The sequence below is a fragment of the Burkholderia pyrrocinia genome, assembly GCF_022809715.1.
Lineage (GTDB): Bacteria > Pseudomonadota > Gammaproteobacteria > Burkholderiales > Burkholderiaceae > Burkholderia > Burkholderia pyrrocinia_C.
Genome location: NZ_CP094459.1, coordinates 649821 through 664520, shown reverse-complemented (window position 1 = coordinate 664520; position 14700 = coordinate 649821). Strand labels below are relative to the sequence as shown.

Sequence of the window (14700 nt, the reverse complement as noted above, 5' to 3'; positions counted from 1 at the left end):
TTCTTGCATGATCGCGATTTTTCGCAAATCTGCGGTCGATTTGCGCAAGAACGCACGCGATCGGCCGCGCATCGCGTCCGCGAACAATCGCGTTGCCCGCGCGCGGGCCGGCCGCCGGACAGCCGTCCGACAGGCGCGGCAAGCTCGCCGTCAGCCGGTCGCGGTCGATCGTGCGCAGTCGCCGATGGCTAGCCAGTTGCTAACCGGCGGTCTCGCGCAGTTCGTCGCGCACGACCTCCCACAGCGCGCGCACGAGCTTCTGCCGCGGATCGTCGCCCTGCAGCGCGAGCTTGTCGCAATAGAGCCGGATCTCCATTGTCAGCGTGAACGGATGCGCGCCGCCGCGCGCCGCACGGTCGAGCCGGATCAGCCGGCCGCCCGCGACCGAGTCCTCGACCGCGCTGTGCGGCAGGAACGCGACGCCGTGCCCCGCGAGCGCCATCGCCTTCAGCCCTTCGGCCATGTCGGTTTCGTAGACGCGATCGAGGAACAGCCGCGTCGGCGCGTTCGCGATGATGACTTCCGTCATCCGGCCGAGATACGCGTTCGGCGTATACGACAGGTACGGCACGCGCGCGTCGGCCGTGCCGGGCAGCGTATAGCGCGGCCGGCCCGCGCGGCCGGGCGCCGAGAACGGGCTGATCGGCTCGCTGCCGAGGATCAGCATGTCGTAGCGCGCCGGATCGAGCGCGACCGGGTGGCTCGGGTGGTGGTAGCCCATCACGAGATCACAGCCGCCCTCGACCAGCGACAGCACGGCGTCGTGCACGTTCAGCGCGCGCAGCCGCGTGTGGACCTGGCCCATCTTCGCCTCGATCCGCTGCAGCCAGCGCGGGAAATAGGTGAGCGACAGCGTGTGCGGCACCGCGAACTCGATCGTCGGCACCGGCGCGCCGACGTGGCCGCGCAGGAGCGTGCGCGCCTCGTGCGCCTGCGACAGCATCGTCAGCGCCTGCTCGTAGAAGATCTGCCCGGCCTGCGTGAGCCGCGTCGGATAGACCGAACGGTCGATCAGTTCGGTCGCGAGCCACGCTTCGAGCGCCTGGATGCGCCGCGAAAACGCCGGCTGCGACACGTGCCGCAGTTCGGCGGACCGGCTAAAGCTGCGCGTTTCCGCGAGCGAAACGAAGTCTTCGAGCCATTTCAGTTCCATGCAGGCGGGCGCGGCGGGCGGCGGTCGGGAAGAAGCCTGCATTCTACCGGCGGGCGGGCCCGGCCGGCTGCGGCGCGCCCGGCCCGGCGGCCCGCTGCGCACCGGCTCCGGGGCGGCTCCGGGGCGGCGTCGGCACGCTGCGGCGCCCGCCGGCTGCGCGCGGCCGGGATCGTCGCGCGCCGATGGTAAAATGTCGGATTCTCCCTCCCCTCGCTCGACCCGGCCCCAAGGCCCGCCCGATCATGTCCGACACTCGTCCCGATACGCTTTTCGCCCTCACCGCGCTCTCGCCCATCGACGGCCGCTACGCCAGCAAGACCGAAGCGCTGCGCGACTGGCTCTCCGAAGCCGCCTTCATGCGCCACCGCGTCACCGTCGAGGTGCACTGGCTGATCGCGCTGTCGCGCGCCGGCTTCGCGGAAGTCCCGCGCTTCTCCGACGCATCCGAACAGTTCCTGCTGCAGCTCGCCGAGCGCTTCACCGCGCACGACGCCGCGCGCATCAAGGAAATCGAGCGCGTGACGAACCACGACGTGAAGGCCGTCGAATACTGGCTGAAGGAATCGGTGAAGGGCCAGGCCGAACTCGAGAAGGCAAGCGAATTCATCCACTTCGCGTGCACGTCCGAGGACATCAACAACACGTCGCACGGGATGATGCTCGCCGGCGCGCGCGAGCACGTGATCGTGCCGGCGCTGCGCACGGTCTACCAGCGCCTCGTCGCGCTCGCGCACGCGCATGCCGAACAGCCGATGCTGTCGCGCACGCACGGCCAGCCGGCCAGCCCGACGACGCTCGGCAAGGAACTCGCGAACGTCGCCGCGCGTCTCACCCGTGCGATCGCACGCATCGAGAAGGTCGAGATCCTCGGCAAGATGAACGGCGCGGTCGGCAACTTCAACGCGCACCTGTCCGCGTATCCGGAATTCGACTGGGAAGCGTTCTCGCGCGACGTGATCGAAAACCGCCTGAAGCTCACGTTCAACCCGTACACGATCCAGATCGAGCCGCACGACTACATGGCCGAGCTGTTCGACGCGGTCGCGCGCGCGAACACGATCCTGCTCGACCTCGACCGCGACGTGTGGGGCTACATCTCGGTCGGTTACTTCAAGCAGAAGACGAAGGCCGGCGAGATCGGCTCGTCGACGATGCCGCACAAGGTCAACCCGATCGACTTCGAGAACTCGGAAGGCAACCTCGGCCTCGCGAACGCGACGCTGCGCCACCTCGCCGACAAGCTGCCGGTGTCGCGCTGGCAGCGCGACCTGACCGACTCGACGGTGCTGCGCAACATGGGCGTCGCGCTCGGCTACTCGCTGCTCGCATACGACTCGCTGATCCGCGGCCTCGACAAGCTCGAAGTGAACCCGCAGCGCCTGAACGAAGATCTCGACAACTGCTGGGAAGTGCTCGCCGAGCCGGTGCAGACGGTGATGCGCCGCTACGGCATCGAGAACCCGTACGAGCAGTTGAAGGAGCTGACGCGCGGCAAGGGCATCACGCGCGAAGCGCTGCAGCAGTTCGTCGGCACGCTCGCGATCCCGCAGGACGCGAAGGACCGCCTGCTCGCGATGACGCCCGCGTCGTACATCGGCAAGGCCGTCGAACTCGCGAAGCGGATCGCGTAAGCACCGCCGTCGCAGGACGAACAAAAGCCCGATGCGAACAATCGCATCGGGCTTTTTCCTTTCAGGCGCTCAGAACGAAATCATCCGGCCCGGGTTGAGCGCGCTCATCACGCTCATCGCCGCCTTCGCGGCCGGGATCGCGATCGGCGACAACTGCCGGCCGAGCGGAATCTCGCGATGGTCGATGCCGGTCAGCATCGAGAAATCGTCGTTGCGGCCGACGAAATCGTCGCAGATCGCCTTGCCGATCCGCACCGTCTGCGCAACGCCGTGGCCGCTCCAGCCCTGCACCATGTACATCGGCACGCGGCCGTCGGTCTTGCGGCTGTCGGTGGCGCCGTTCAGCGTGAAGTCGCTGACGCCGCTCCAGCAGTAGTCGAGCGCGAAACTGCCGTCGGCCTGCGGAAACACCGTGTTCAACCGCGTCAGCAGATACGCGTTGACGTCGGGTTGTGCCCAGCAGGACCCGGTGCCCTGCCCGCCGAACAGCAGCCGGTTGCCGCGCACCGGCCGGTAGTAGTCGATCTGGAACTGCGTGTCGTACACGGGCATGCCGGCCGGCATCAGCGTCGCGACATCGACGTCGAGCGGCGCCGTCACGCTCACGTACGTGAAGAACGGCACGGTCGTCGTGCTGCCGCCGTCGAGCAGCCGGAACGTCGTGTTGTGCAGCGCGAGCACGACGCCCTTGCGCGCGGTGATCGTGCCGCCCGGCGTCGTCGCGACGACGCCTGCCGGCGTTTCGTCGAGGTCGAGCACCTCGGTGCCCTCGAACAGCGCGCCGCCGTTCAGCCGGAAGCCGTGCACGAGGCCGCGCACCAGCGCGAGCGGATGGATCTGGCCGCCGATCGCGTCGATCGCCGCGCCGTGGTACAGCCCCGAGCGCACGTATTCGTCGTGCAGTTGATGGCGGCCGACGAGCGTCACGCCCGCGTCGCCGAGATGGCGGCGCGCATCCGCGCCGTCGAGCAGCGCGCTCATGTGGCCGGGGTGGACCGCCGCCGTGACGTGGCCGCGCTTGCGGTCGAGATCGAGCGCGTAACGCGCGCCGATCGCATCGATCAGGTCCATCGATTCGGTCGACGCGAAGCGCCACAGCCGCTTCGCGTCGTCGTGCGACAGGTGGTCGATCATGTCGGCCGCTTCCCAGCGCGCGAGGCCGGGCGTCAACTGGCCGCCGTTGCGGCCCGATGCGGCCGAGCCGACGTGATGCTTGTCGACGAGGATCGTGTCGACGCCCGCTTCCGCGAGATGCAGCGCGGCCGATGCGCCGAGCAGGCCCGCGCCGATCACGAGCACGTCGCACACGGCGTCGTGCGCGAGCGGCGCACTGTTCGCGGGGCGCGACAGCGACGCCTCGTACCAGTTGGCCGGGCGCTCGCCGTCATAGCGGGCCGGGTTGCACCAGTTCCAGTTGTCTTTCTCGATGTTCAGTTGCGTTTGCTCGAAACGCGATTCGCCCTGGATCAGGGGTTGGTGATTGGAAGTCATGATTGCACTTGCATGGTCTTGGGCCGCCTGACGATGAGCCGTTCTGGCTTCGCGGGTGGGGCAGCCGGTTCCACTTGGGTGTCAACGAGATAAAGGGCGCGATGGCCCGTGTTGACGGCGGACACGCTCGTGCCGCCTGGGTCCCGGACCGTGCGAAAGCACGCATTGAAAAGTGCCGGGACACCCAATTTCTACACCGCAGAAATAATTCTACAGTGTAGAATAAGCTTTCGTCAAGTTTACGACCGGCCCCGCTCCGGCTGCCAGCCCGCATCGATGAAAGACAAACCCGCCCAGGGCCCGCGCGGCCTCGACAAGGACGCGATCGTCGCGGCCGCGCTCGCGCTGCTCGAAGACGTCGGCGAAGCCGCGTTCAGCGTCCGCAAGCTCGCGCAGTCGGTCGGCTGCGACCCGATGAGCGTGCTGTATCACTTCAAGTCGAAGGACGGCCTGAACCGCGCGATCGCGAACGCGCTGTCGCGCTCGCTCGTGCCGGTCGACGATGCTCAGCCGTGGCGCGAGCGGCTGCGCGATCTCGCGCGCCAGTACCGCGCGCTCGCGCTGCGCCACCCGGCCGCGTTCGCGCTGCTGCAGCGTCACATGAGCACGGGGCCGGCCGATCTCGCGCACATCGAGGCCGTACACCGCGCGCTGGTCGACGCCGGCATCCCGCACACGGCGCTGCCGTCGGTGTGCGTCGGATGGTATGCGAGCGTGATCGGGCTTGCCGCCGCCGAGGCCGGCGGTCTCACGCGGCCCGCGAACGACGTGGAGCTGGAGGAAATGAACGCGCTGTCGGACACCGAGCATCCGCTCGTCAGGTCGGCCGCCCCGCTCTATGCGCAGCTCGATCCGGAGATCGTGCACGACACGATGCTCGACGTGCTGCTCGACGGCATCGCGAAGCGCGCGCACGCGGCCTGACCGGCTGGCGCGCCGCCAATGAAAAAGGCGCCCCGAAGGGCGCCTTTTTCATCACGATTGCCGCGAATCGCGCTCAGTGCTGCTGCGCGAGGCCGATCTTCACCATCACCTGATCGACGATCTGTTCGGGCGTCAGCTCGATGCTGACCACGATCGCTTCGTCCGGGCCCGGCTCCTCGAGCGTGTCGAGCTGGCTCTTCAGCAGCGACGGATCGAAGAAATGGCCGGTGCGGGTTTTCAGGCGCTCGCGCAATACGTCGAACGAACCCTGCAGGTACACGAACCGCACGTCGGTGTCGGTGCCGCGCAGCACGTCGCGGTACGAACGCTTCAGCGACGAGCACGTGAACACGGCCGTCTCGCCCGCGCGCTGCTTTTCCTCGATGGCCTCGCGGATCGAGCGCAGCCACGGCCAGCGGTCGTCGTCGGTGAGCGGAATGCCGTTGTGCATCTTTTCCTTGTTCGCCGCGCTGTGAAACGCGTCGCCGTCGGTATAGCTGCACGACAGGCGTTCCGCCAGCATTTCGCCGATTCGCGACTTGCCCGCGCCCGACACGCCCATTGCGATCAGAATCATTGACTACCCCTTGTTACAAAACCATGCTCAGCAGCAGCGTGAAGCTCAGGCCGAGCACCGAGATGATCGTTTCGAGCAGCGTCCAGGTCTTGAACGTCTGGCCGACCGTCATCCCGAAATATTCCTTGATCAGCCAGAAGCCGCCGTCGTTCACGTGCGAGAAGATCAGCGAGCCCGAGCCCGTCGCGAGCACCAGCAGTTCCGGACGGACCGCCGCGCCCGATGCCGCCGCGATCGGTGCGACGATGCCGCAGGCCGTCGTCATCGCGACCGTTGCCGAGCCCGTGGCCAGACGAATCAGCGCGGCGACGAACCAGCCGAGCAGCAGCGGCGACAGGTGCGCCTGCGTGGCGGTTGCGACGATCTGCTGCGAGATCCCGCTATCACGCAGGATACCGCCAAAGCCGCCGCCCGCGCCGACGATCAGCGTGATCCCGGCGATCGGTGCCAGGCACTCGCCGCAGAACTTCTGGATCTGGTCGCGGTTGAAGCCCTGCAGCTTGCCGAACGTGAAGAAGCTCACGAGCACGGCGATCAGCAGCGCGACGTCCGAGTTGCCGGCAAAGCGCAGCAGGTTGTTCGGCAGCGTCTTCGGCGCGAACACCAGGTCGGCCCAGCTGCCGACCAGCATCAGGATCACCGGCAGCAGGATCGTGAAGAGCGTGATGCCGAAGCCCGGCAGTTCGCGCTTCTTGCCTTCGGTGTGCGTGTCGACGAATTGCGCGGCGAGCGGGTTGTTCTCCGGCAGCTTCACGAACTTCGAGATCGTCAGCGCGAACAGCGGGCCCGCGACGATCGCGGTCGGCACGCCGACGATCAGGCCGAATGCGATCGTCTTGCCGATATCGGCGCCGTACTGCTGGACCGCGAGCAGCGCGGCCGGGTGCGGCGGATCAGCCCGTGCACGACCGACAGGCCGGCCACCATCGGCAGGCCGACGACGAGCAGCGACTTGCCGGTGCGCTTCGCGACGTTGAACGCGATCGGGATCAGCAGCACGAAGCCGACTTCGAAGAACACCGGCAGGCCGACGATGATCGCGACGAACATCATCGCCCAGTGGATGTTCTTTTCACCGAACCAGTCGATCAGCGTGGTCGCGATCCGTTCGGCGCCGCCCGATTCGGCCATCATCTTGCCGAGCATCGTGCCGAGGCCGACGACGATCGCGATGTGGCCGAGCGTATTGCCGTTGCCCGTCTCGAACGACTTGACGATCTTGTCCATCGGCATCCCGACCACCAGGCCGAGGCCGAGCGACACGATGATGAGCACCAGGAACGGATAGATCTTGAACCGCGCGATCATCACGATCAACGCCACGATCGCGATCACGGTATAGATGAGCAGCATGCTGCCTTGGACAGCCCCCATGTGGACTCCTCCTTGGGATTATTCGAACCGGGCGGATCGTTGCGAGTATGCCCGGCTATGCAGGTCTCCGAAACAGCGGGGAGACTCCCACCGTCAGGACGCTGAATTTTACTTATCTTTACGGTTCGCGGATAGAACCGGTTCCATCAGCAAAAACCCTCGGTAAAACAAGCACTAAGCGCTTGTCTTCCGAGGGTCAAACCGTCATTCCGTACAAGTCTTAACGGGGCAGCTGGCTCGCAGCTTGCGCGAGGCGCGTGACTTCGGCCCAGTCCTGCGCGGCGAGCGCCGCCTTCGGCGTGAGCCACGAGCCGCCGACGCACACGACGTTCGGCAGCTTCAGGAAATTCGGCGCGGTGTCGACCGTGATGCCGCCCGTCGGGCAGAACTTCAGCGCCGGGAACGGGCCGTGGAACGCCTGCAGCATCGGCACGCCGCCCGCCTGCTGCGCGGGGAAGAACTTCACGATCTCGTAGCCGAATTCGAGCGCCTGGATGATGTCGCTCGGCGTCATCACACCCGGCAGCAGCGGCAGGCCCGCGTCGAGCGACGCGAGGTGCAGGTCCTTCGTCAGGCCCGGCGACACGCCGAACTTCGCGCCGGCCTTCTTCGCCTGCGCGCAGTGCTCGGGCTTCGTGATCGTGCCGACGCCGACGACGATGTCGTCCGCGAGCTGGCTCGCGCGCTGGATCGCCTCCAGGCCGGCCGGCGTGCGCAGCGTGATCTCGAGCACCTTCACGCCGCCCGCGTGCAACGCGCGCGACACGTGCTCGCCCTGCTCGACCGAGTCGAATGCGAGCACCGGAATGACCGGGCCCAGCTTCACGATTTCAGCAATCGTCTTCATCAAATTCGCTCCTTGAAATTCATGCGTCGACGCGGACGGCCGTTTCGCCGACCAGCGTCCCGAAAACCGATGCGCCCTGCTCGGCCGGCGCCGCGGCCGCGCGGAACACGCCGAACAGTTCGCGCCCGAAACCGACTTCGTTCTCGGCCTGGTGCTGCGGCTGCGCGACCGGGCGCGACTGCCACTCGGCGTCGTCGACCTCGATGTCGAGCACGCCGGCTTCCGCGTCGATCACGAGCGTGTCGCCCGTCTTCACCTTGCCGAGCGGACCGGCCAGCAGCGCTTCCGGCGACACGTGGATCACCGCCGGCACCTTGCCCGACGCGCCCGACATGCGGCCGTCGGTGACGAGCGCGACGTGGAAGCCCTGATCCTGCAGCACGCCGAGCAGCGGCGTCAAACGGTGCAGCTCGGGCATCCCGTTCGCGCGCGCGCCCTGGAAGCGCACGACCGCGACGAAATCGCGCTTCAGCTCGCCGCGATCGAACGCTTCCTGCACGGCCTCCTGCGAATCGAACACGATCGCGGGTGCCGTCACCTTGCGGTGCTCGGGCGCGACCGCCGAAATCTTGATCACGCCGCGGCCGAGCCGGCCCTGCATCAGGCGCAGGCCGCCGTCCGGCTGGAACGGATCGCGGATGCCGCGCAGCACCTTCGTGTCGTGGCTCTCGGCCGCGCCGTCGACCCACGTGAGCTTGCCGTCGATCAGCTTCGGCTCCTTCGTGTAGTGCGACAGCCCCTTGCCGGCAACTGTCGTCACGTCCTCGTGCAGCAGCCCGCCTTCGAGCAGGTTGCGCACCAGGAACGCGACGCCGCCCGCCGCGTGGAAGTGGTTCACGTCGGCCTTGCCGTTCGGGTAGATCTTCGCGAGCAGCGGCACGACGGCCGACAGTTCGTCGAAATCGTTCCAGTCGATCAGGATGCCGGCCGCGCGCGCGATCGCGACGAGGTGCAGCGTGTGGTTGGTCGAGCCGCCCGTCGCGAGCAGCGCGACGATCCCGTTGACGATCGCCTTCTCGTCGATCACATGGCCGATCGGCGTGTAGTGGCCGCGCTCGACGGTCAGGTCGAGCACGCGGCGCGCGGCCTCGGCCGTCAGCGCGGTGCGCAGCGGCGTGTGCGGATGGACGAACGCCGAACCCGGCAGATGCAGGCCCATCAGCTCCATCAGCATCTGGTTGCTGTTCGCGGTGCCGTAGAACGTGCAGGTGCCGTGGCCGTGATACGCGGCCGATTCGGCTTCGAGCAGCGCGTCGCGGCCGACCTGGCCGGTCGCGAACTGCTGGCGGATCTTCGCCTTGTCGTCGTTCGACAGGCCGCTCGTCATCGGGCCGGCCGGCACGAAGATGGTCGGCAGGTGGCCGAACTGCAGCGCGCCGATCAGGAGGCCCGGCACGATCTTGTCGCAGATGCCGAGGCAGAGCGCCGCGTCGAACATGTTGTGCGTGAGCGCGATCGCCGTGCCCATCGCGATCGCCTCGCGCGAGAACAGCGACAGCTCCATCCCCGGGTTGCCCTGCGTGACGCCGTCGCACATCGCCGGCACGCCGCCCGCGAACTGCGCGACCCCGCCGTTCTCGCGCGCGGCGGCCTTGATGATGTCGGGGAAATCCTTGTACGGCGCATGCGCGGACAGCATCTCGTTGTACGAGGACACGATGCCGATGTTCGGCTCGCGAATCGTCTTGATCGCGAATTTGTCGCTGCCCTCGAGGCCCGCGAAGCCGTGCGCGAGGTTCGCGCAGGACAGCGCGCCGCGCGCCGGGAACTTGCCCTGCGCGCCGTCGATGCGGTGCAGATAGGCGGAACGGGTCGATTGGCTGCGGGCGATCACGCGTTCGGTGACCTTCGCCAGAGTGGGGTGCAGCGACGTCATGCTGGGCGCTCCTGTATGCCGGCCGACACCGGCGGTTGGAATCGTGGGGACGGTCGAATGCATCGACCGAACGAAGCCAGTCTAGTAGAAAAACTACAAGCATGCAATGCAGATCGATTCGCGCGCAACCCTCATTCCCGCCACCAGCAAGGCTTTACCTAGTGAAAACCCTAATTACCCTCATCGCCATCGCACCGGAGGCACTGCAATAACGCTAGTATTTTCTTGTAGATTTTCTACAATTCGATTGCGATACACTCGCTCATCCGAACCCGATTTCCAGCCACTGCCCCATGCTGCCTCGCATTGAAGCGATCCGCGCCGAACTGCGCCCGTCCGAGCGCAAGCTCGCCGACTACATCCTCGCCGCACCGCGCGAGGTGCTCGATCTCGCGATGACCGAGCTGTCGACGCGCGCGGGCGTCAGCCAGCCGACGATCGCGCGCTTCTGCCAGGCACTCGGCTGCAGCGGCTTTCGCGAATTCAAGATCCGGCTCGCGCAGAGCGTCGCGCCGGGCGTGTCGTCGGTGTATCGCGACGTCGAGCCCGACGAACCGGCGCCCGGCATCATCGGCAAGGTGTTCGACCGCACGATCGGCGCGCTGATCGAGGTGCGCAACAGCCTGTCCGCGGGCAGCGTCGCCGATGCGATCGCGCTGCTGTCGAACGCGTCGCGCATCGAGTTCTACGGCGCCGGCGGCTCGGGCATCGCCGCGCAGGACATCCAGCACAAGTTCTTCCGGCTCGGCGTGCCGAGCGTCGCGTATTCGGATCCGCACACGTTCTCGATGTCGTCGGCGCTGCTCGGGCCGCACGACGTCGTCGTCGCGATCTCGAACACCGGCCGCACGCGCGACATCGTCGACGCCGCGCGCTCCGCGCTCGCGTGCGGCGCGAAAGTCGTCGCGATCACGCAGAGCCATTCGCCGCTCGCGAAGCTCGCGACGGTGAGCCTCGCGTCGAACGTCGCCGAGGAAACCGACGTGTTCTCGCCGATGACGTCGCGGATGTCGCATCTCGCGATCGGCGACATCCTCGCGGTCGGCGTCGCGCTGTCGCGCGGCCCCGCGCTGATGGAACGGGTCGGCCGTGCGAAGGAAGCGATCACGCGCCGGCGGATCGACGACGGCACGAAGGATTGAACAGAATCACACGGAACCCGTGCGTAAACGAACAACGGCGCCCCGAAGGGCGCCGTTGCGCATGAATCGGTGCCGGCAGCCTCGCCGGCCGCACCGCTCAGAACGGCTTGATCACGACCAGCGCGACCGCCGCGAGCATGCCGAGCACCGGCAGCTCGTTGAACACGCGGTACCACTTGTCGGTGCGGCGGTTCTCGCCGCGCTCGAACACCCGCAGCAGGTGCCCGCAATACGCGTGATAGACGACGAGCAGCAGCACGACCGTCACCTTCGCATGGATCCAGCCCTGCCCCTGGCCGATGCCGATCGCGAGCCAGAGCCACAGCCCGCAGGCCAGCGCCGGCACCGCGATCATCGTCATGAAGCGGAACAGCTTGCGCGCCATCAGCAGCAGGCGTCGCACGGCGGCCGGATCGGTTTCCATGGCCAGGTTCACGTAGATGCGCGGCAGGTAGAACAGCCCCGCGAACCACGCGGCGATCAGAACGATATGGAACGTCTTGACCCAGAGCATTGCCATCGGTTGTGCGCCTCGCTTTACTGGCGGCCTTCGCCGTGCCCGAGCACGACGTACTTCAGCGACGTCAGCCCTTCCAGGCCGACGGGGCCGCGTGCGTGCAGCTTGTCGTTCGAGATGCCGATTTCCGCGCCGAGGCCGAATTCGAAGCCGTCCGCGAAGCGCGTCGACGCGTTGACCATCACGCTCGCCGAATCGACCTCGCGCAGGAAACGCATCGCGCGGTCGTGATCCTCGGTGACGATCGCATCGGTGTGATGCGAGCCGTATTGGTTGATGTGCTCGATCGCGGCGTCGAGGCCGTCGACGACCTTGATCGCGAGCACCGGCGCGAGATATTCGGTATGCCAGTCTTCCTCGGTCGCATCGACGAGCGGGCCGACGCCCGCGTCGGCGAGCACCGCGCGCGCGGCCGCGTCGACGCGCAGCTCGACCTGCTTGTCGCGGTACAGCCTGCCGAGCGGCGGCAGCAGCTTCGCCGCGATGCCGCTCGCGACGAGCAAGGTCTCCATCGTGTTGCAGGTGCCGTAGCGGTGCGTCTTCGCGTTGTCGCAGACGGTCAGTGCCTTGTCGAGGTCGGCGCGATCGTCGACGTACACGTGGCAGATGCCGTCGAGGTGCTTGATCATCGGCACGCGTGCCTCGTTGATCAGGCGCTCGATCAGGCTCTTGCCGCCGCGCGGCACGATCACGTCGACGTATTCGGTCATCGTGATCAGCTTGCCGACCGCCGCGCGATCGGCCGTCGCGACGACCTGCACCGCGTCCTGCGGCAGGCCGGCCGCCGCGAGCCCTTCGCCGATCAGCTTCGCGAGCGCCGTGTTCGACTCGAGCGCTTCGGAACCGCCGCGCAGGATCGTCGCGTTGCCCGACTTCAGGCACAGCGCGGCCGCGTCGATCGTCACGTTCGGGCGCGACTCGTAGATGATGCCGATCACGCCGAGCGGCACGCGCATCTGGCCGACCTGGATCCCGCTCGGGCGGTACTTGAGGTTGCCGATCTCGCCGATCGGATCGGCCAGCGACGCAACCTGGCGCAGGCCTTCGACCATCGTCGTCAGCGCCTTGTCGGACAGCGTCAGGCGGTCGACGAACGCCGCATCGAGCCCCTTTTCACGGGCGCGGGCGACGTCGCGTGCATTCGCGTCCTTCAGCGCCTGCGCGTCGCGTTCGATCGCGCGGGCCACGGCGTCGAGCGCCGCGTTCTTCGCGGCCGTGCTGGCGCGCGCCATCGCGCGGGAAGCGTGCCGGGCGCGACGGCCCAGGTCGGTCATGTACTGATCGATATCCATCGTGTGACTCGAGAAGCAAGCCGCGTTGGGCGGCATGAATTCGTGGGGAAGCGAGGGGCGGCTATCCGCGGGTGGGCCATCCGTATGGTGCGGCGGCCGAAAGGCCGCGCCGCGGATGGCCGCCCCGGCTTTCGAAGCATTGTAAGCGGGTTGTGCAGCGCGCGCTGAAGGCCCGAACGGGGCTTAACGCCGCACGCGACCCGCGGTCGGCGGTCGCTCGCCGCGTGCGCCCGCAACCGTCATCGCGAGCTGGAACAGCCCGTCCCACGGATCGGGCGGCGGTTGGTCCTGCGTGCGGCGGCCCGGCACGACGGCCGTGAGCCCCTTGACCTGCCGGTCGAGCTGCGCGGCGAACGCGAGCGCCTTCTCGAGCACGGGTTCCGACACGCGGTTCAGCGCGGGGCCGATCAGCCGTTCGCGCGGACCCCACACGCGGTTCTCGCGCAGCAGCGTCGCCAGCGGCTTGCCGGCCGTCGCGCCGCGCTTGATCCGCAGCAGCGTGCGCAGTTCCTCGACGACGGCCCACATCACGAGCACGATCGCCTCACCCTCGCCCTTCAGCCCGTCGATCATCCGCGCGAGCCGCGCGGCGTCGCCGGCGAGCATCGCTTCGTTCAGCTTGAACACGTCGTAGCGCGCGACGTTCAGCACCGCATCGTGCACCTGCTCGAACGACAGCGCGCCCTGCGGATACAGCAGCCCGAGCTTCTGGATTTCCTGGTGCGCGGCGAGCAGGTTGCCCTCGACGCGCTCCGCGATGAACTGCAGCGCGCGCCGCCCGTCGTCGCCGGCCGCGACGCGCTGGCCCTGCATCGACAGACGCTGGCCGATCCAGTTCGGCAGCTGCGCGCGGTCGACCGGATCGATCTTCAGCGCGACGCCGCCGTTCTGCAGCGCGGTAAACCACGCGGATTTCTGCGTGGCCGCATCGAGACGCGGCAGCGTGACGAGCAACAGCGCATCGGGATTGGCGGTGGCCGCGAGCGTCTTCAGCGCGTCGGCGCCTTCCTTGCCGGGCTTGCCCGACGGAATGCGCAGCTCGATCAGCTGGCGCTCGCCGAACAGCGACATCGCCTGGGTCGCGCCGAGCAGCACGCTCCAGTCGAAGCCGCGCTCGACCGTATGCACCGAACGCTCGGTGAAGCCGGCCGCGCGCGCGGCCGCACGAATGCGGTCGCATGCTTCCTGCGCGAGCAGCGGCTCGTCGCCGTAGACGGTATAGAGCCCGGCCAACCCCTTCGCGAGGTGCGGCTCCAGCGCATCAAGTCGCAATTGCATCGGTGCGTGCGCCGTCGATCAGAGCGGCGGCGGCGGCAGCGGCGCGCGCGGCGCGACGCCCGGCACCACGTCCTCCGGCGCCGGCGTCAGCGAGTGGACGATCGCGAGACGCCGCATCAACTGGTCGACCGCATCGTTCTGCATGTCGCCGTACAGGATGTCGGCTTCCTGCGCCTTCGCGTTCGTGTACTGGTCGCTGTACGTCATCGCGCGGTTCAGCGCGATCGCGCTCGGCGGGATCAGCACGGTGCCGTCCTTGCTCGTCAGCGTGTAGTTCAGCGTATAGAACAGCGCGTATTCCTGCGCCGAACCGTACTTGTTGAGCGTCAGCGTGTTCTGGCCACGCGACTCCCACATGCGCAGCACGGCGTCGGCGTCGTCCGCCGACTTGACGATCTTCGTGTCGCTGCCGGCCTCGACGAGGCGCGTCAGCCGCGCCTCGACGGGCGCCGGCGCGCCGGCCACCAGCAGGTGCTTGAACGCATAGTCCTGCTGGCCCCGCAACTGGAAGCCGCATGCCGACAGCGCGACCGCGCTGCCGACGAGCATCAAAAACGATCTGCGGATCACCTTCGCTCCTTCTGGGTACGTCCGACGG

Annotated in this window: 12 protein-coding genes and 1 pseudogene; 3 read left to right on the top strand and 10 right to left on the bottom strand. The window is 67.7% G+C overall.

What is annotated here, in order from left to right; genetic code table 11:
• Positions 1-199: 199 nt before the first annotated feature.
• Positions 200-1153, bottom strand: coding sequence for a LysR substrate-binding domain-containing protein (locus MRS60_RS03095; protein ID WP_034182727.1), 954 nt, complete (start codon positions 1151-1153; stop codon positions 200-202).
• Positions 1154-1395: 242 nt separating this feature from the next.
• Here MRS60_RS03095 and purB point away from each other — a divergent pair, with 242 nt between their 5' ends.
• Positions 1396-2784 (top strand): adenylosuccinate lyase, encoded by a 1389-nt coding sequence (gene purB, locus MRS60_RS03090; RefSeq protein WP_034182726.1) that lies wholly within the window; start codon positions 1396-1398, stop codon positions 2782-2784.
• A gap of 69 nt (positions 2785-2853) precedes the next feature.
• Here the strand turns inward: purB and MRS60_RS03085 are convergent, their stop codons facing one another.
• Entirely contained in the window at positions 2854-4275 is a 1422-nt protein-coding gene (locus MRS60_RS03085) for an NAD(P)/FAD-dependent oxidoreductase (protein WP_243565199.1), read from the bottom strand.
• A 276-nt stretch (positions 4276-4551) separates the two neighbouring features.
• Here MRS60_RS03085 and MRS60_RS03080 point away from each other — a divergent pair, with 276 nt between their 5' ends.
• Positions 4552-5199, top strand: a complete 648-nt coding sequence (locus MRS60_RS03080) for a TetR/AcrR family transcriptional regulator (protein ID WP_243565198.1) — start codon at positions 4552-4554, stop codon at positions 5197-5199.
• A 73-nt stretch (positions 5200-5272) separates the two neighbouring features.
• Here the strand turns inward: MRS60_RS03080 and MRS60_RS03075 are convergent, their stop codons facing one another.
• The 4 genes and pseudogenes from MRS60_RS03075 to edd all read right to left on the bottom strand — a co-directional run bounded on the left by MRS60_RS03075 (position 5273) and on the right by edd (position 9873).
• Complete coding sequence (locus tag MRS60_RS03075; RefSeq protein WP_034182723.1) at positions 5273-5776, bottom strand: gluconokinase; 504 nt, start codon at positions 5774-5776, stop codon at positions 5273-5275.
• Positions 5777-5789: 13 nt separating this feature from the next.
• Positions 5790-7150, bottom strand: a pseudogene (locus tag MRS60_RS03070) (GntP family permease).
• Between the two features lie 220 nt (positions 7151-7370).
• Positions 7371-7997, bottom strand: coding sequence for a bifunctional 4-hydroxy-2-oxoglutarate aldolase/2-dehydro-3-deoxy-phosphogluconate aldolase (gene eda, locus MRS60_RS03065; RefSeq protein ID WP_034182721.1), 627 nt, complete (start codon positions 7995-7997; stop codon positions 7371-7373).
• Between the two features lie 19 nt (positions 7998-8016).
• The gene (gene edd, locus MRS60_RS03060) at positions 8017-9873 is read right to left on the bottom strand and encodes a phosphogluconate dehydratase (RefSeq protein WP_105389849.1); all 1857 of its coding nucleotides are present in this window, start codon (positions 9871-9873) and stop codon (positions 8017-8019) included.
• Between the two features lie 293 nt (positions 9874-10166).
• On the opposite strand from edd, the gene MRS60_RS03055 reads away from it, so the two are divergent.
• Positions 10167-11015, top strand: coding sequence for a MurR/RpiR family transcriptional regulator (locus tag MRS60_RS03055; protein ID WP_027783542.1), 849 nt, complete (start codon positions 10167-10169; stop codon positions 11013-11015).
• Positions 11016-11112: 97 nt separating this feature from the next.
• Here the strand turns inward: MRS60_RS03055 and MRS60_RS03050 are convergent, their stop codons facing one another.
• From MRS60_RS03050 to lptE, 4 genes are all read right to left on the bottom strand, one after another.
• Complete coding sequence (locus MRS60_RS03050; RefSeq protein ID WP_105389850.1) at positions 11113-11535, bottom strand: CopD family protein; 423 nt, start codon at positions 11533-11535, stop codon at positions 11113-11115.
• 17 nt (positions 11536-11552) lie between these two features.
• Entirely contained in the window at positions 11553-12824 is a 1272-nt protein-coding gene (locus tag MRS60_RS03045; RefSeq protein WP_034182719.1) for a glutamate-5-semialdehyde dehydrogenase, read from the bottom strand.
• Between the two features lie 183 nt (positions 12825-13007).
• Positions 13008-14102: a DNA polymerase III subunit delta gene (holA, locus tag MRS60_RS03040; protein ID WP_217588293.1), complete on the bottom strand. Its 1095-nt coding sequence runs from the start codon at positions 14100-14102 to the stop codon at positions 13008-13010.
• An 18-nt stretch (positions 14103-14120) separates the two neighbouring features.
• Entirely contained in the window at positions 14121-14672 is a 552-nt protein-coding gene (gene lptE / locus MRS60_RS03035; protein WP_034182717.1) for an LPS assembly lipoprotein LptE, read from the bottom strand.
• Positions 14673-14700 lie beyond the last annotated feature (28 nt).